Origin of the sequence: Embleya sp. NPDC020886 (genome assembly GCF_044333915.1) — a bacterium.
Classification (GTDB): Bacteria; Actinomycetota; Actinomycetes; order Streptomycetales; family Streptomycetaceae; genus Embleya.
This window is the reverse complement of sequence record NZ_JBIRRX010000003.1, coordinates 697,698-714,610: the sequence shown is the minus strand read 5'-3', so window position 1 is coordinate 714,610 and position 16,913 is coordinate 697,698. Positions and strand designations below refer to the sequence as shown.

At 70.6% G+C, this 16,913-nt stretch carries 15 protein-coding genes; 7 read left to right on the top strand and 8 right to left on the bottom strand.

The features are described from left to right. Positions 1 to 29: 29 nt before the first annotated feature. Positions 30 to 980, bottom strand: a complete 951-nt coding sequence (locus ACH4U8_RS13955; RefSeq protein WP_360310047.1) for a zinc-binding dehydrogenase — start codon at positions 978 to 980, stop codon at positions 30 to 32. A gap of 165 nt (positions 981 to 1,145) precedes the next feature. Between ACH4U8_RS13955 and ACH4U8_RS13950 the strand changes: the two genes are divergently transcribed. Together ACH4U8_RS13950 and ACH4U8_RS13945 are read left to right on the top strand one after the other, a co-directional pair. Continuing rightward, positions 1,146 to 1,829 (top strand): TetR/AcrR family transcriptional regulator, encoded by a 684-nt coding sequence (locus ACH4U8_RS13950; protein ID WP_379991926.1) that lies wholly within the window; start codon positions 1,146 to 1,148, stop codon positions 1,827 to 1,829. A 358-nt stretch (positions 1,830 to 2,187) separates the two neighbouring features. Continuing rightward, positions 2,188 to 2,634 carry a hypothetical protein gene (locus tag ACH4U8_RS13945; RefSeq protein ID WP_360310043.1) on the top strand — a complete coding sequence of 149 codons (447 nt, stop codon included), beginning with the start codon at positions 2,188 to 2,190 and terminating at the stop codon, positions 2,632 to 2,634. A 262-nt stretch (positions 2,635 to 2,896) separates the two neighbouring features. Here the strand turns inward: ACH4U8_RS13945 and ACH4U8_RS13940 are convergent, their stop codons facing one another. Together ACH4U8_RS13940 and ACH4U8_RS13935 are read right to left on the bottom strand one after the other, a co-directional pair. Continuing rightward, positions 2,897 to 4,441, bottom strand: coding sequence for an ABC transporter substrate-binding protein (locus ACH4U8_RS13940; protein ID WP_360310041.1), 1,545 nt, complete (start codon positions 4,439 to 4,441; stop codon positions 2,897 to 2,899). 1,191 nt (positions 4,442 to 5,632) lie between these two features. Then, positions 5,633 to 5,974, bottom strand: coding sequence for a DUF4333 domain-containing protein (locus ACH4U8_RS13935; protein ID WP_395777899.1), 342 nt, complete (start codon positions 5,972 to 5,974; stop codon positions 5,633 to 5,635). A 298-nt stretch (positions 5,975 to 6,272) separates the two neighbouring features. Here ACH4U8_RS13935 and ACH4U8_RS13930 point away from each other — a divergent pair, with 298 nt between their 5' ends. After that, the gene (locus tag ACH4U8_RS13930; RefSeq protein ID WP_360310037.1) at positions 6,273 to 6,686 is read left to right on the top strand and encodes a VOC family protein; all 414 of its coding nucleotides are present in this window, start codon (positions 6,273 to 6,275) and stop codon (positions 6,684 to 6,686) included. A gap of 402 nt (positions 6,687 to 7,088) precedes the next feature. On the opposite strand, the gene ACH4U8_RS13925 is transcribed toward ACH4U8_RS13930, so the two are convergent. Beyond that, positions 7,089 to 7,700: an FMN-dependent NADH-azoreductase gene (locus ACH4U8_RS13925; RefSeq protein WP_395777897.1), complete on the bottom strand. Its 612-nt coding sequence runs from the start codon at positions 7,698 to 7,700 to the stop codon at positions 7,089 to 7,091. Between the two features lie 142 nt (positions 7,701 to 7,842). Here ACH4U8_RS13925 and ACH4U8_RS13920 point away from each other — a divergent pair, with 142 nt between their 5' ends. Together ACH4U8_RS13920 and ACH4U8_RS13915 are read left to right on the top strand one after the other, a co-directional pair. After that, positions 7,843 to 8,244 carry a winged helix-turn-helix transcriptional regulator gene (locus tag ACH4U8_RS13920; protein ID WP_395777895.1) on the top strand — a complete coding sequence of 134 codons (402 nt, stop codon included), beginning with the start codon at positions 7,843 to 7,845 and terminating at the stop codon, positions 8,242 to 8,244. A gap of 418 nt (positions 8,245 to 8,662) precedes the next feature. Continuing rightward, positions 8,663 to 9,475 carry a class I SAM-dependent methyltransferase gene (locus ACH4U8_RS13915; RefSeq protein WP_395777893.1) on the top strand — a complete coding sequence of 271 codons (813 nt, stop codon included), beginning with the start codon at positions 8,663 to 8,665 and terminating at the stop codon, positions 9,473 to 9,475. A gap of 211 nt (positions 9,476 to 9,686) precedes the next feature. On the opposite strand, the gene ACH4U8_RS13910 is transcribed toward ACH4U8_RS13915, so the two are convergent. Next, the gene (locus tag ACH4U8_RS13910) at positions 9,687 to 9,953 is read right to left on the bottom strand and encodes a metal-sensitive transcriptional regulator (protein ID WP_360310029.1); all 267 of its coding nucleotides are present in this window, start codon (positions 9,951 to 9,953) and stop codon (positions 9,687 to 9,689) included. Positions 9,954 to 10,026: 73 nt separating this feature from the next. Further along, positions 10,027 to 12,186 carry an MMPL family transporter gene (locus tag ACH4U8_RS13905; protein WP_395777891.1) on the bottom strand — a complete coding sequence of 720 codons (2,160 nt, stop codon included), beginning with the start codon at positions 12,184 to 12,186 and terminating at the stop codon, positions 10,027 to 10,029. A gap of 126 nt (positions 12,187 to 12,312) precedes the next feature. Here ACH4U8_RS13905 and ACH4U8_RS13900 point away from each other — a divergent pair, with 126 nt between their 5' ends. After that, a complete protein-coding gene (locus ACH4U8_RS13900) occupies positions 12,313 to 12,708 on the top strand; it encodes a DUF302 domain-containing protein (RefSeq protein ID WP_395777889.1) in 396 nt (131 codons plus the stop codon). A gap of 256 nt (positions 12,709 to 12,964) precedes the next feature. On the opposite strand, the gene ACH4U8_RS13895 is transcribed toward ACH4U8_RS13900, so the two are convergent. Together ACH4U8_RS13895 and ACH4U8_RS13890 are read right to left on the bottom strand one after the other, a co-directional pair. Continuing rightward, on the bottom strand, positions 12,965 to 13,849 hold the full coding sequence (locus ACH4U8_RS13895) for a HEAT repeat domain-containing protein (RefSeq protein ID WP_395777887.1): 885 nt from the start codon (positions 13,847 to 13,849) through the stop codon (positions 12,965 to 12,967). A gap of 79 nt (positions 13,850 to 13,928) precedes the next feature. Beyond that, on the bottom strand, positions 13,929 to 14,330 hold the full coding sequence (locus tag ACH4U8_RS13890; RefSeq protein ID WP_395777885.1) for a DUF2185 domain-containing protein: 402 nt from the start codon (positions 14,328 to 14,330) through the stop codon (positions 13,929 to 13,931). Positions 14,331 to 16,397: 2,067 nt separating this feature from the next. On the opposite strand from ACH4U8_RS13890, the gene ACH4U8_RS13885 reads away from it, so the two are divergent. Then, the gene (locus ACH4U8_RS13885) at positions 16,398 to 16,811 is read left to right on the top strand and encodes a hypothetical protein (RefSeq protein ID WP_395777883.1); all 414 of its coding nucleotides are present in this window, start codon (positions 16,398 to 16,400) and stop codon (positions 16,809 to 16,811) included. Positions 16,812 to 16,913 lie beyond the last annotated feature (102 nt).

Sequence of the window (16,913 nt, the reverse complement as noted above, 5' to 3'; positions counted from 1 at the left end):
CCGACACGAACACTGATCGTTCCGCCGAATCAGACGGTCAGAACGATCTTGCCGAAGACGGCGCGGGACTCCAGCAGAGTGTGCGCGGCCGCGGCTTCGTCCAGCGGGAAGGTGCCGTGCAGCACCGGCTCCAGTCGGCCTTCGCGCACGTCGGCGAAGACGAGTGCGAAGGTCTCGGCGGCGGTCTTCGACGGCGCACTGGAGAGACTGAGGGCCGAAATGGTCCAGGACTGCTGGAAGTTCGCGAACAGCGCCATGCCGAAGTCGGGAGTGGGGGCACCCGCGACGACACCACTGATCACGTACCTGCCGTTCGGGCGCAGCAGGGGAATGAAGTCGGCCACGTCGGAACCGGCGACGATGTCGATGACGGCGTCATAGCGGCCGTCCGGGCCCGGGTCGACCGCGTCCACGCCCACGACTTCCGCGGCCCCCAGGTCGTACAGCCGCTGCGCAACGGACCGGTCGGGAACGGAGGCGATCACCGTCGCACCCCGAGCGGCCGCGAGTTGGGTGGTGAGCACGCCGATCCCGCCACCGGCGCCGCGGACGAGCACCCGCTCGCCCGCCTTGACGTCGGCCCTTTCCACGCTTGCCGCGGCGACCAGGGAATTCACCCCGAGCGCTACCGCGTCATGGAACGAGACGTCCTCCGGCAGTTCCACGAGAGACTCGACGGGCACCATGGCGCGGTCGCTGTAGCCGCCGCCGTGTCCGGTCGTCGCGAAGACCCGGCGTCCCACCCACCCGGCGTCGTCCCCCGAACCGACCTCGACGACCGTGCCGGCCACCTCCAGCCCGGGTACGGCGCCGGTGCCGACATCGGGCTTGGCACCCTGCCGTAGCAGGACATCGAAGAAGCCGACCCCGGCCGCTGCCACCGCCAATACGGCATGGCCCGGCTCGGCGGTCGGGTCCGGTCGGTCGACCGGCTTGAGGTTCTCCGGGCCACCGAATTCGGTGATCTCCACTGCACGCATGATGTCTCCTCGTCGCGTCTTGTCGCGCATGAAAGAAGGGGAAGTGGCTGCCGGACAACGAGGCTCGGACATCCTCGGTGACCTCGGTGACCTCGATGTCGCGGCACCGGATCACGCTAACCCGCTAAACGGACGACCTCTTCCATTTGTGGTTAAGTGAGAGACATGCCTGTTCAGCCGTCTCGAAACCAGTCCTCGCCCGCCGCCGAGACCGCCGTCCGGGAGCAGCGAGCCGACGCCCGGCACAACCGCGCCCGGCTCCTCCGGGCCGCCCGCGAGGCATACGCCCTCAACGGCACCGACGTACCCTCCAGCACCATCGCCCGCCGGGCCGGCGTCGGCGCCGCCACCCTCTACCGGCACTTCCCGACCCGGGGCTCGCTGATCGCCGCGGCGTTCTCCGAGCAGCTCACCGAGTGCTCCGGGGCCTTGGACGAGGCCCTGCGGGACGACGATCCCTGGCGCGGTTTCTGCTCCGCCCTCGCCAAGGTGTGCAGGATGCAGGCCGAGGACCGCGGGTTCAGCGCGGCGTTCCTCGGCGAGTCCCCCGACGATCCCGACCTTCGTCGCGAGCGCGCCCGCACCGAGGCGGGACTCGCCAGGCTGGTGCAACGCGCGAAGAACACAGGGCAGTTGCGCAAGGACTTCGATCCCAGCGACGTCACCCTCCTGCTCCTGGCGAACAGCGGCGTCGTGCAACAGTCCCCGGAGGTGTCCCTGGCCGCCTCGCGCCGCCTGCTCGCCTACTTCCTCCGGTCCTGCCGGGCCACGGACGGCGCGCCGCCCCTGCCCCCGCCCGCACCGCTCCGCCTCGACGACCTCTACGGGCCGTCACACCGAACCGACTGACCGGCAACCTCCGCCCGGGGCGCCCCGATCGCTCGATGCCGAACTGCCGCTTCGTGGGAGCGACTTCGCGCCGCAAGGCGGTAGTGGCGGCGCAGGCCACCCGGCGAGTGCCTCTCCATTCGAGACGACCGGGCGCGAGAAGGGACCGACGACGGGCCGTCGCGCTCGACCGCAAGATGGTCCACCTGCGGATCGCGAACCGCAACGGCCTTGTCTCGTCCCCGACTTGTCACATCCGAGGTGCGTACCCGGTCTAGAAGTCGACGATCCGGATATGCCCGGGCGATCGCAGTCGGCCGACCACCGTCTGTCGGAAGTACACCGGTGGGCGGTCTCGAACCCAAGGAGTAGGCACCTCATGCGCGTCATCAAGAACCCACTCTTCAGCGCCACCGCATGTCTCGCACTGACGGTTGGCATCATCGGCGCCGTCACCGGCACCGCGGCCGCCTCCGGTGGCAACGCGGGGACAATGGCCACCCCAACCAAAATCACCGTCTGCAGGGACGCGGGCCAGCAGAACTGTGTGACCCTCGTCCCGACCACCGTGTCCGACGCTCTCAAAGGGGTCGGCCCCGGCTATCAGGACACCATCTCGTCCATCGTGAATCCCACCCCCACGCCGATCTGCTTCTTCGAACACAACAACTACCAGGGCCGCGGCATCCTGATACCCGGCTACAGCGGTATCCCCAACCTCGCGGCAACGCCGATCGGTGGCTCGTCCATGAACGACGTCATCTCCTCCTGGAAGCCTTCCGGCCCGCCCGGAGGCCCCGGCTACCCTGGTGCCCCCTGCGCCTGACCCGAGCCGGAATCAGCGTCGGCGAACGTCGTGCTTGTGCGGTTGCCGCGATGACAAGCAGTGGCCAAGGGTGATCCCATTCGGGCCGGTGGGACTGCTTCGGGCCGCGGTACGGGAGCGTCGCGAGCCGCGGGGGTCGTCCGGTCGGACGACCCCCGTTTCCGCACCCTCATCCGCCCGGGCGCCCGCGGGCGAGCACACGTCGGCGGCCCCGGGTGGTGCGGGCGGGTGAGGTGCGCGCGGGTCGGCCGCCGAACGGGCGTCAGCGCGCGTCGGTGCGGTGCAGGGATGTGGGCAGGAAACCGCCGCCGTCGACCTCGAACGTGTAGCCCCGGGTGAAGTAGGGGACGTTGCTGTCCACGAAGGTGATCACATCGATCCGCTTCATCAACTCCTCCTCCGCCGCGGTCCATTCGGCGCAGCCGGCGGTGTCCGGCTTGGCCATCGCGAGCGCGGTCAGGCGCTCGTACTCCGGGTTCTGCACGGAACCGAAGTTGAGGCCCTCGGGCGGCTTGGTCCCGGAGTAGAACGGGAGCATCTGGTCGGGTGTGCTCAGTGACAGTGGCGCCCACGCCACGTCCCACTCACCGGTCATCAGTGTGGACACCTTCGTCGCCGGTGTGGTCGGCTGGAGGGTCACCTTCACGCCGAACGACTTCCACTGCTTGACCGCCAGTTCGGCCGCCGCGACGACCTGGGTACCGGACAGGCCCGGGTAGGGCACGGCGATGGACAGTTGCCGCCCGTTCTTGGTCCAGTACCCACCGGACTTCTTCCACCCGGCAGTGCTCAGCATCTCGGCGGCGCGGTCCACGTCGTGCGTCGGCAGGTTGGCGGTGACGGAGTCGGTCGGACAGGGCGGGGACATCGCGGTGCCCAGTCGGGTCGGCCGCACACCCTTGCCGCCGGTGGCGACCGCGCCGAGTTGCCGGAGGTCGATCGCCGTGACCAGCGCCCGACGCACCTGCGGATCGGCGGTGACCCGGTTCGGATCCTCGTTGAACAACAACTGGCCGAGCGGGTCCTGCATGGCCGTGGACTCGATCCCGGCCGCGGCCAGCCGGGATCGATCGGGGCCGACCACCGTCGTGACGTCCAACTGGCCGCCCAGGAGCAAATTGGTCCGGGTGGACTCGTTGCCGATCACCTTGAAGACCACTCGGTTCGGGGTGCGGGCGTTGTCCACGCCGTCGGGGCCCCAGGTGTAGCCCTGTCGCTTGGTGAAGGTGAAGTGGTCGCCCGGTACCGCCTCGGTCAGCCGGTAGGGTCCGGTGCCGTCCGAGGCCTGGTCCAGCCTGCCCTGCGCACGCATGCCGGAGGGACACACCAGTTGCAGCGTCGCGGCGTTGCGCAGCAGGAAGGGAGTGGGCTCCGGCGTCTTGAACGTCAAGGTACCGGCGGCGTCGTCGGCGGAGACGGTGAGGCCGGTGGGCACGATCATGCCGAGCATGGGCGACGCGTTGGCCGGCTCGGCGATGTAGGCGTACTGTGCCGCGATCGCGGAGGCGGTCAACGGCGTACCGTCGTCGCACGTCACGCCGCGCTTGAGGGTGAAGCTCGCGGTGGTCGCATCGGACGTCCACTTCTCGGCGACGCCGGAGACAATGCGCCCGTCGGGCTGGATGTTGAGCAGCCCGTCGTAGGAGAAGCGGTTCAGCATGAACGCGCTCGCGTTCAGCGCGGTGAGCGGATTCAGGCCACCGGGATCGGCGACGACCCCGACGGTCAGCGTATCGCCGTCGCCGCCGGCGCCCCCATCGCTCCCACCGCATCCGGCGGCGAGCAGACCCAGGACGAGGGTCCCCACGACCCCACGCGAGACGCGTCTCATCGCGCGCCTCCCGGGAAACACCCGGCGAACGCGAAGCACTCGGCGACCGGGAAACGCCCGGAAACCGGGAAATACCCGGTCACGGCGTGCCCGGTGCCGCGCAGCGCACCCGACCCGGCGCCCGGTGCCCATCGGCGGCCTGTCGGCGGCGTACCCGGCAATTCGGATCGTCTCGTCACGGGAAACCTCCTCGGAACGCGGCGGCATGCGCCGCTGCGGACGATCACGGTAGGCAGTGGCCGGAAACCGAGGGATCGTCGCCGCGCACGAAGAACGATCTCCGATCCTGTGCGAATCGCCGACGCCGAGCCCGGCCGCCTCCGGGATTCTCGAGTGCGACGCCACGGATTCGACTCAGGGAGCGCACCGTGGCAGCGTCTGTACCTGCGTTGTACCGCCTCCCGCAAAAAGCAGTGCCCCCGGGGCTGTTCCCCCGGCAGCGGACCTCGCGCGGAGGGCGGGGCGCGTGGGAGCGCAACCATCTCCTGTTCGGCGGGCCAGATCCGATCTTCCACGACGCCCCGAGCCGTGATCGAGCCGGGCGACGGATGCATCGCCCCCACACGGGCGTTGCCTGCCGAGTGGCGACGCGGCACCGAGGACGTGTGGGTGGTGCTGCGGCCCGAGGACGTGGAACCGCCCCGACAGGGTGGGAAGTTGCACGTCCCGGCCACGCTCGACGCCGCGCCTCGGACGTTGGAGGTCGTATGGGAGCCCTGCGTCGCGCACGGCCTGCCGCTGAAGCATCCGCGGGATCGACACCTCCGGTCGACGCTCCGTTCCAAGTACGCGCCCGGGTCGTCGACCGGCAAGGTCGTGGCCCTGCGCCCGAGCGACGAGACCGATGTCGATGTCGATGTCGATGGCCGCATCGGCGGTGGGCGCTCGACCCGACTACGAGTATTGCCCCGGCAGTTCCGAGAACACCGTGCACCCGGCCACCATCATGCTTCCGCTCCACCGAGCCGCAGCCGGACCGCGTCCCCGAACGGGATCCGTCATCGAGGAAATCGCGACTACCTTCATCGCCCGCATCGCCGAAGCCGAACGAGAAGGCCGGCTCGGTGGGGTCGAAGGACTCAAGCTCAGCCTTGCCGGCGCCGAGGCCCTCGGGGTGGGGGTGGCGAGCAAAGGGGCGGCGGTCGGCGGGGAGGCGGTACCCCGCGATCAGAACCGTGTCGGGTTGCCCACGTCGATGTCGCCCTGGTCGGTCGAGATCGTGACCGGCACCGTCCCCATGCGCCCGTCCCAGAAGTGACAGGTGAACTTGCTGCCCACCTTGACCACGATGGAAGCGGGGCAACTCACTCTCGTCACCGGCGTGTCCCGGTAACCCTGGAGCTGATCGGCGAGTCGCCGCTCCACCGATCCGGGGTCCATGAGGCGCGGTGGCGGGGCAGGGCTGAAGTCGGTCTCCACCACCTTGATCGCCACGGCAACCGCACAAGCAGCGATCACGACCGAGGATGCCGCCATGGCGGAGCGTGCGAAGTTCCGATGATCAGACACGCGGACAGTCCTATCGGTCGTGTGCCGAGATGACAAGGCTCGATCCCGCTGCTGAACACCCCCGGTCGGCAGGTCGGCGCCGGGCGACGGCGGGAGTGCGTACCGGGAGACCAGCGCCAGGGCGAGGCGGACAGCCGACGGCGCGGACGCGTGCGTGACGGGGTCCCAAGACCGATCAGGATTCGAGAAGCCCCACCCGCCACCCAGCCCCTAGCGTGATGGTCATGGCAACCACCGCACATCGGGGCCCCGGCCCGGATGTCCGGCAGGTATACATCTACGGCGCAAGGGGCAAGACATGAAGGCGCACGTCAGCTCGATCCTCCTCGGTGTCCGTGACATGGACCGGGCCAAGCAGTTCTACACCGAGGGACTCGGCTGGAAGATCGCGAACGACTACGGCATCTCGGTGTTCTTCGAGTCGGACGGCGCTTCGCCGGTCGGCTTCTACGCTCGCGAGGGTCTGGCCGGCCAGGTGGGCACGGACCCGGAAGGCAGCGGCTTCAGCGGGCTGGTTCTGACCTACGTCGTCCGCAGTGAGGCACGGGTCGACGAGATCATGGCGGAGGCCGGGAAGGCCGGCGCCACGATCCTCAACCCCGCCGGTGCCCTGCCGTGGGGCGGCTACGGCGGCACCTTCGCCGACCCGGACGGCTACGTCTGGAGTCTGGGCTACAGCGCCCAGGGAACCGACCAGCCCTACGCGGAGTAGCCGCGATCCCTCGCCTCACCGGCTCCCGGGACGGCGCGGCACGCGCTGCGCCGTCCCGGACACCGCGATGGTCCCGGTGTGGGGCATCAGAGCTGCCGTCGGAGCCGGGCAGTCCGGATCCGCACCGAGCCGGCAAAACAACAGGAAACCCGACGTGGTCGCGGGCCCATGGGCAGGCGGACCCGGGCAGGGCCGAGCCGGTGCAGCCGATGAGGCGGACGCCGGATCGGTCGCGGGCGGCCGGATCGACGCCGCGTTCGGCCATGCCGAGCCTTGAGGCGTTCGAGCTGGACGCCGCCGCAACCGTGGACGATGCCGTCGGCAGGCCGGTGCCGAAGCCGGCTCTTCCCCGCACACGACGGCCAACTGCCCGGGCCCACCCGCTTCGTGCAGGCCCGGCGGTCAGGCCAGGAGCGCGGCGTGTCGCCGCGCGGACTCGGCGGCGCGCTCCAGCGACTGCCGCGCGGATTCCTCGGCCAGCGGCACCAGCTCGGCCATGGCGGGTTTGCGGGGCGCCATCGTCAGTTCGCGCGTGATGGTTTCGACCTCCAGGCCCAGCCCGCCTTCCAGCACCTTCTCCAGGTAGTTGGTGTCGAAATCGAAGCCGGCCCGCGGCGTGCCGGGGCGGTAGGAGCCGCCGCGCGAGGCCGCGACCACGACGCGCTTGCCGGACGGCGCCACGCCCTCGCCGAAGGTCCGCCCCGCCAGGATGATCTGGTCCAGCCAGGCCTTCAGGGTCGAGGGGATCGTGAAGTTGTACATGGGAGCGCCGATCAGGACGACGTCGGCCCTCTCGAATTCGGCGATGAGCTCCTCGCGCAGCGCGGGAACGGACTCGGCGGTGACGGTGGCGGCGTCCAGGTGCGGGACGGGGGCGGCGGCCAGGTCCCGGTATATGACGCCGCCCTGCGGGTGTGCCTCTTCCCAGACCCTGCGGAAGGCGGCGGTGAGTTGGCGGGAGCCGGAGCCCTCCAGCGGGAACAGGGACGAGTCGATGTGCAGCAGAACGGCCATGGCAGGCACTCCTCGGGATGGGCGCGCGGATGCGGTGAAGCCGGCGCGTCGAGGCACCGGGCATCAGCTTCGTAAGCTGCTTACCTTAATACAGTAGCTTACTTTTCCGCAGCCAAAGCATGGTGGGCGCTAACATGACCGCATGACAAAGGGGCAACACGGGGACGCGGGGCAGTGCGCACGAGCGGGCGGCACGGTGGAAGGCGTCTTCGCCCTGCTGGGCAAGCGCTGGAACGGCGTCATCCTTGCCAGCCTGATGAACGGCCCGGGCCGCTTCGCCGAACTGGGCCGCGCCGTCAGCGGGATCAGTGAGCGCATGCTCTCCGACCGCCTCGCCGAGCTCGGCGACGCCGGCCTGGTGAGCCGCGAGGTGGACTCCGGCCCGCCACTGCGCGTCACCTACCGCCTCACCCCTGCGGGGGAGGCCCTGCGGCCGGCCCTGGAGGAGCTCGGCAACTGGGCCGAGCAGTTCCTCGGAGCACCCGAGCACGGCGATTGCCCGAGCATGCAACAGCCGAAAGTGGCGAATCCCCGAAACGCGTGACGCCCCGAACAGCGCCCGCCGGCCGAAGCCGGATCGGCAACGCCGTTCCCGTCCATGACTACTCGTACCGCGGTGCGACCGGTGACTCCCGGCCCCACCGCCACCTTCCGACGCGCCTGAAAAAGCCGATCGCTCCGCGAGCCGTCACCTCCCGGCCGCCACACCCTGCTCGACCGGGCATCGCCTGTACAGCTTCTCCAAGTCTCGTTCCCGACACGTCACTTCGCCGACCCGCGCACCATTGCTTCGCCTCGAATCAGGCGCGGCCCGCCCCCGGCCACGCCGACATCACCACGATGCCCGGCAGCCGCATCGCCCACCGACAGGCCGATCCCGCAGGCACATGGCCATGGGCGATGCCGGGCGGGTGCCGGCGTGTCCGGGTCCGGGTCGGGCCCGGTCGGGGGATCGTGTGGGCATGACGGAGCAACGGTTCGACTCGTGGGCCACCGGCGATGCCTACGAGCTGTACATGGGTCGGTGGAGCCGCCTGGTTGCGGATGAGTTCGTGGCGTGGCTGGGTTGCGGGAGTGGCCTGCGGTGGCTGGATGTGGGCTGCGGTACGGGAGCGTTGACGGCGACGGTGGCCGCCCGGTGCCGGCCCCGGATGGTGATGGGGTTGGAACGGTCTACAGGGTTCGTGGTCTCGGCCCGGGAGGCCGCTCCCGCGCGGGCTTCCTTCGTGGTGGCCGACGCGCGGTCGCTGCCGTTGGGCGACGCGGTGTTCGACGCGGTCGTCAGCGGGCTGGTGCTGAACTTTCTGCCCTCGCCGGATGCCGCGGTGGCGGAGGCGGCCCGGGTGGTGCGGCCCGGTGGGCTGGTCGCCGCGTACGTGTGGGACTACGCCGAAGGCATGGCGTTCCTGCGCCGGTTCTGGGACGCCGCGATCGTGGTCGACCCGGCGGCTGCCGCGCTGGACGAGGGCCGCCGGTTCCCGGTGTGCCGACCGGATCCCCTGCACGCGCTGTGGACGAAGGCAGGGCTCGTCGACGTGGTTGTCGTCCCGATCGACGTCTCCACCGTCTTCGCCGACTTCGCGGATCTGTGGGAGCCGTTCCTGGCCGGGCAGGGCCCCGCTCCCGGCTACGTCGCCGCCCTCGCTCCAAGCGGCCGGGACCGGTTGCGCGACACGCTTCGCGCGACCGTACCCACGCGGCCCGACGGGTCGATCCCGCTCACCGCCCGCGCGTGGGCGATCCGGGGCCGAAGGCCGGCCCTCGCCGTCACCTGACGGAGCCGACGCGTCCCGGAGCGAACTCCGACTCGGGTGTGCTCCTGCCGCCCCGGCCGCGGGGTCGCCGGTGTGGGAGGCGACCCCGCTCGGGGCGCGCCGGCGGCCTTCACCGTGCAACGTGGGTACCTCGTGAAGGCCGCCCGCTCATCCGTCCGGCGAGCGCGTGGGTGTCGACATCCGCTGCGCTGTGCGCTCCCACGCGCCCGGTTCACGCGAGGGACAGGAAGAGTTTCTCCAACTCGGCCTCGCTCAGCGGCGGCGCGTCACCGTTGCTCTCGGTCAGGCATTGGCGCATGCCACTTGCGATGATCTTGAACCCGGCGCGGTCCAATGCCTTGGAAACCGCGGCCAGTTGGGTGACCACGTCCTTGCAGTCGCGCCCCGCCTCGACCATCGCGATGACCGCGTTGAGTTGTCCTTGGGCCCGGCGCAGCCGGTTCAGGACGGCGCGGCTCGCCTCTTCGTCCACCGTCATCGGGACTCCTTCCCCAACCGATTCACCCGTACATCGTACCCCGGGGGGTATCTTGACCCGGCAGTGCGGGAGGTCAGTCGTGCGAGAAGCGCACGTCCGGCAGGACCTTGCGCAGCCACGCCGGGCTCCACCACGCCGCCCGACCGGAGAGCCGGAGCAGCACCGGCAGGAGGACCAGCCGTACCAGCGCGGCGTCCAGCAGTACGGCCGCGCCCAGCACGATGCCCATCTCCTTGGGCGGCAGCGGTCCGGACAGCGCGAAGGTGAAGAACACGGCGACCATGACGGCCGCTGCGGCGAAGACGACGCGGCCCGAGTGGGCGAGGGCGCCGACCATGGCGCGTCGAGGGTCGCCGGTCTTCTCGACCTGTTCCTTGGCCGAGGCCAGGAGGAACACCGTGTAGTCCATGGCGATCGCGAAGATCATGGAGAAGAAGAAGACCGGTGCCCAGCCGTCGAGGAAGCCCTGTGGATCGAATCCGAGCAGTCCGGCGCCGTGGCCGTCCTGGAAGATCAGTCGCGCGACGCCGAAGGCCGCGGCGGTGGACAGCAGGCTGGTGACGGTGCCGAGCAGCGCCGCGAGGGGCGCTTGGAGGGCGACGACGAGCAGTAGGAAGCCGAGGCCCATCACGATGGCGATCACCAGGGGTGTCTTGGCATCCAGTGCGGCTTGCAGGTCGAGGTTTTCGACCGCCGCGCCGCCGACAAGTGCGTCGTCCGCCAACCCGCTACGCAAGCGGTCGACGGTGGCCGCGAGTTCGGGGTCGGAGGGGTCGACCCCGGGAAGGGCCTGGATCAGGCTCAGATTCGACCCGTCGGACGCGGGGGTCGGCGGCAGTACGGCGGCGATCCCCGGGTCGGTCGCCGCATCCGCCGCGACGGTCGCGGCCTGGTCGGTCGGCGTGAGGATCTGCACCATGCCGGGTGCGCCGGGGCCGAAGGCGCGTTGCACGGCGACGTAGCCCTGACGTGCGGACGAGTCCGGTGGAACGACGGAGATCGAGGGCATCGCGGTGCGCAGCCCGATCACCGGTGCGGCGAGTGCGAGCAGGACCACCAGTGCGGGTACGCCATAGCGCAGCGGGTGCCGCCACAGTCGCTCGCCCCAGGCCGTGAAGCGCGGTGATCCGGCGCTGTCGGCCCGCCGGGTCCACGGCAGCGCGACCGCGTTGACCCTGTCGCCGAGCCGTCCGAGGATCGCGGGCAGCAGCGTGAGCGTGGCGGCCAGGACGAAGGCGACCGCGAGCATGATCCCGAGCGCCATCGAGCGGAACGCCGGCGCCGGTACCAGCATCACGGCGGAGAGGCTCACCAGGACGGTCGCGCCGGAGAGGGCCACGGCCTTGCCGGCGGTGTCCATGGTCTCGCCGACGGCCCGCCGGGCGTCGCCGTGTCCGGCCAGGGCGGCGCGGAAGCGTACGACCAGGAACAGTGCGTAGTCGATGCCGAGCGCGAGGGCGAACATCATCGCGAAGTTCATCGCCCAGATCGACACCGGTGTCAGGTGGTTGAGCAGCACCAGCGCCCCGGCGGACGCCGCGAGTCCCGCCATCGTCAGGAGCAGCGGCAGGCCGGCCGCGACAAGCGAGCCGAACGCCAGGACCAGGATCGCGAGGGTCACCGGCCACGACAACATCTCGGACTTCATCATGGCGTCGTGGTTGGCGGTGTTGAAGTCGCTCCACATCACCGAGGATCCGGTGGCGTCGACCGTGACGCCGTCGGTGGACAGGGCGGCCAGCGGCCCTTTGAGGTCGTCGGCGGCCCGCACCATGTCGTTGCTGTCGGCGCCGGCGCCGGCCAGGAGGACCGCGGTACGACCGTCCGGGCTGATTCCGGTGCCGGGCTGCGGGGGTATCACGTCACCGATGCGCGGGTCCGAGCGCAGCAGTGCGGTGGCCCGTTCGATCACGGTTCGCACCGCGGGATCGTCGACCGGCCGGTCCGCGCCGACGACGACTTGCAGCGCGGTGGAGGCATTCCCGCCGAAGTGCCGTTGGGCCAGGTCGCGCACCTGTACGGACTCGCTGCCGTTGGCCTGCCAGCCGGCTCCCGCGAGGGCCGACGTGACCTGCGGCGCGAAGGCGCCCAGCCCGACGACCACGGCGAACCACATGAGGGCGACCAGGCGGAGGCGACTCGCGGACCACACCCCCAGACGTCCGAACGGGCCGAGGGCGGCCGGCGAGCCGATTGCGGCGGGTGCGGTCCCGGTGTCCGGGCTGATCGTCATGAATCCTCCTCGAAAAATACCCCCAGGGGTAATATTGCTCCCGAGGGTACCCGATACCCGATACCCCCACCCGTATGTGAAACGCCGGAGGAAGTCCGGCGGAAACAGGCAACGAGAGGATCGGCAATGACCTACGACCGCACCGTCCGCGTGGACTCCGACTTCACCACCACCGTGGCGGCCGTCCGCGAGGCACTCGCCGCGCAGGGCTTCGGCGTGCTCACCGAGATCGACGTGACCGCGACGCTGAAGGCGAAGCTCGACCACGAGATGGAGGACTATCTGATCCTCGGCGCCTGCAACCCGCCGCTGGCGCACCGCGCACTCGCCGCCGACCGGGCCATCGGCCTACTGCTGCCGTGCAATGTGGTCGTCCGTCGCGAAGGCGACCACACCCTCGTGCAGGCCCTCGACCCGCACACGATGGTCGCCTTCACCGGCCTGGAGGCCCTGCGCCCGGTGGCCCAGGAGGCAACCGCACTCCTGGACGCGGCACTCGCGTCCCTGGTGAAGGACAACTGACCCGACGGCACAACCCGGGCGGGGCGGCCTCCCCGCCCGGTCCGCCGGCCGCGCGCGCAGCCCCGCACCGATGCTTCGACTTGCCGGCGCTCGTCTCGCCACCCGTGTCACGGTCCGGCCGCCGGGCCTGCGTGTCCCCCCGGTTCGGCCTGCACCGGGCGGGGCCGGGGAAGGACGAAACGCTGGTCGGCCCCGTCCTGGTGGCCGCGCGATCGGCGGATCGTTTCGGGCTGCTCTCGGCGATGGCCGGGGGGCACTAGCCGATGCGCCGCCGGGTCTGGAGAACGACGGCCACGACCTCGTCGGACACTTCGTCGCCGACCGAGATCCGAACGTCCGTGACCGTGCCGGGCCCGGGAGCCGTGAGCTCGGTCGAGACGTAGTCGTTCTCCAGGACCGCGAGCACCTCACCGTCGCGGACCGTCCGTCCGCGCTCCACCAAGCCCTCCATCACGCGCCACGGTTCGCCGAACGGTGCCGCGCCCCCGGTGGTGAGCTCGCGCGGCCCCATGTCGAGCCAGACCGGCGGTGCCAGTGGTCCGCCGATGCGTCGCTCGATGCGGTCCAGCGCCGCCGAGGCACGTCTCGCCGTGTGCGCATCGTCGGCGCTCAGTCTGCGCAGCAAGGGTTCGATTGCGCGGGCGTCCCCCAGTCGCCCGAGCACGTCGAATGCTTCGGACCGCGTCAGTTCGCTCGCGTCGTCCAGGCAGTCGACAACGGCCTCCGTGTGATCGGCGGTGCCGTGTACGGCCAGACCGCACAGGGCCGACCAGCGGGCCCCGCTGTCGGGATGCAGCCCGCGTTCGAGAATCGGCACCGCGCGGGGATCGTCGACACTCTTGAGCATCCGCATGACCGCCGATTCGAGAGTGCGGTCGTGCGCCACCGCATCGAACAGGGCCTCGGGAAACGCGCGGACCAAGAGCCGCTCCAACCGGTCGAGGTGCTCGAACTCCTCCCGGCCGCAGCGCTCCCCCCTTGCCCCCGGGGCGTCCCGGCCCGGGTCGACCCGACCCGCCAGTGCGCCGATCAGACGGTGCAGACTCACCGGTCCAGCGGCCACCAGCCTCTCGCCGGCCCTGTTGTCGCCACCCAGGAACGACACGATGAGGTCGTCGATCCCGTCGGGTACCACGTCCATCGGAGATCAACCGCGCTTTCGTCGGCAAGGGGTCGAGGCAGGCAAGGCACGGCGCAGGGTGAACGTGTCCCGTGTTCGATCAGCCCTCGTCGCCCGCCCGGTGCGGCGGAGGCCCCGCCCGGTGCTGCGGAGGCACGTAGAGCGCGCTCCGGGGGACCTCGCGGCCCGACTCGACGTCGACGATCAACACTCCCCCGCCCTCACGCACGAACTGGAGTTCCGACCCGACCGGGAAGTCGTAGATGCCGATGAGGGCCGGTTCGATGGCGCAGAGCTCGTTGAAATCGACGGGCGCCCAGTTCTTCGCGTTCGACAGGTACTCGCCCGTGTCCGAGTCGCCCAGGATGCGCCATCCGTTGTCGGCCGGCTGCCGGGACGGCTTGCGGTGCACCCAGCGGATCCGGCTCTCGCCCGCGAGAACGCTCCTCGTTGCCAGGCTCGCTCCGGCGCCCGGGATGAACTCGGGGTATGAAAGAGACACGCGTTCCTCCTGGGGTGATCGGCGAGTCTCCCATATCCGTCCCGACTGCGTACGGGCAGGCCCGAGTTCCTGCCTTCGCCGCACTCGGCGCGGCCGGCGCGCGTGCCGCCACCGGCGGGCCCGGCCTGGCCCTGTGGGCCCGACAGCGGGCCCATTGCACGGTGTTCGGTACCCACCCGGGGTGTCGGACACGCATACGATTCGCGGCCCAGGCGCACGCGGGCGGTGGTGGGAAGTGCGCGCCCCCGGGGCGGGAGGTGCGCGGTCGCCGTCGTGCCGGCGGCGTGCGGCCGAATCCGGTGGTCGTGCGGCAATGTCCCTGCGTACGGGTGAAGTTCATTCGATGCTGTTGCGGGCAGGCGGGCGGGTATCGTCGGCTGCCGGGTGGAGCGAACCGGTGCTGCCGTTGCGAACGGGCCCGGCAGCAAAGCGAGTACGGGTGGCGGCTTCGGCCGACCCGCACCGAGAGGACCACAGGATGGGAGGGGTTCCGTCCCCATGGTGAGATGGCCCGGCCGCCGCCCCGACCCGGAGAGTGATCCCGGCACCGGAGGACGCGACACCGCAGACGCCACGCGGGAGACGGCGGTAGCCGCCGAGCAGGCCGACGATGCCACCGCCCGCGACGGCGCCCCGGCGGTGTCCGACCACACCCGAGCCGACCTCGCCCCCGCAGGCTCAATACATGTGAGCCACACCGGGGACGCCCGTGCCGACAACAACAGCGTGGCCAACACCGGGTACATCCGGAAAATCGTCCTGACGCAACAGGCCACCGCCCCGCGCCCCCACTGGACGTCGCGGCCGACTCGCCGGCCAAGGCCGTGCATCGTGAGTGGGAGAAGGAGGCCAAGCTGCGGCGGCTCCTGGAACCCGCGCCTCTTCCGACGCGATGGCAGGTGTCCGAACGCAAAGTGGCAGGCCGGATCGACGGGGCGATCGCCGACAAGGGCCGTGCCCGTTTCACCCCGTTGCCCGGGTTGAAGGCGGTCACCCTCGACGATCTGCGCCAGGGGGGCACCCTGCCCGAATTGCACGCGGTGTACGGCGGCTTGGCCTCGGGCCGTCTGCTCCTCGTGGGCTCGCCGGCGGTGGGCAAGACGTCCGCCGCCCTGCTGCTCCTGCGGGAGGCGCTCAGGCACCGCGAGGCGGCGGCACCGGACCGGCGGACCCGTATCCCCGTGCCGGTGATGCTCACGCCGTTCGGTTGGGACCCCGCAAAGGAGCTTCCGACCGACTGGGTGGCGGGCCGACTCGCCCGCGAGTACACCCTGTTCCGGGGCAGAGGCGGAGTCGCCCGGGCGCGAGATCTGCCGGCGGAGGGACGGATCGCGCTGTTCCTGGACGGGCTGGACGAGGTCGGCGGAAAGTTGCGCGCCGCCATGCTGAGCGCGCTGGAGGAAGCAAGTTTCCGCCCAGTGGACGTCACCCAGGCGCACCCCGCACGGCTCGGCCTCCCGGACGCGGGAGAAGTACGCGGAGACGGCGAGGCAACGCGGCGATTTCGTCCGCCGGTTCCCGGGTCGGGGTACGGATGGCGAGGTCGACACCGGCGCTCGGCTCGGGAGCCGAGAGTTGGCAGAAGGAGTCGAATACGCCTCCTTGCGGAGGGTCCGGGTCCTGGAGGAGTTCCGCCCGTGGAGCCAGGCTCCCCCGACGCGTTGTCGCCATTCCCGAAGTCCCGCCCGCGACCACGTGATCTCGGCCGGGTGCGTGTGCGGGTATCGGGTATCGCACACCGAGGGCGACTTCGAGCAGGGCGTTGAGCGTGAGAGCGACCCGGCGTAGATCCGCCTCGGTGAAATGAAAGCGCACCACGCTGCACCATCCTCGATGGCCGGAACCCTTTGGCTACCGGTGAAGGGCATGGCGGTCGAAACCGATGGATGTCAGGCTCGTTCTCGACTCGCCTCGTACGGGGGGACGTTGGGGAAGCGGATCCCCGCCCGGGGATCGCGACCCGCCGATGGGAACCCACCCTTCGTACGAGAGAGCCGTCGCGCCGCGGCGAAACGGCCGGCGAGCCTTGATCGCCCATCGAAGACCCGACGACCCACAGGAGAAACGTTGTTCATCAAGGGCAAGAAGCGGCATGTCGCGACGCTGACCGCGACCCTCGCACTGACACTGGGCTTTGCCGGCACCGCGACCGCGACCGAAGCGGGCGCTGCCGCCTCGGCACGGGGCGACGCGTGCCGGACCGTGGTGACCTCCAATTCCGCCGGCAAGGTGTACGTCTGCTGGAACTGGTACCCGAACTCCAGCGGCAACTACAACGGGCGCTTCCACGGAACGTTCTACGATCTCAACCCGAAGGACGGCCGGTGGGTCATCCTTCAGGCCCGCTGGAAGGGCCAGGGTTGGACGCCCGTCGCGACCGCCGCGAACGGCGGCAACTTCGATCGCGACTACACCAACCTGAGGGATCTGAACTTCCGGGCCTGCCTCACGGGAGGCTATTGCGGATCCCCCGCCGTGTAGCAACGGTTGCCAAGGAGCCGGCCACGGTGCCACCCGGAGCCGCGGCCGGCTCGACTGCTCGCCTCACCCCCGACACGGGTACGGGCCACCGGCCCCCGGCGG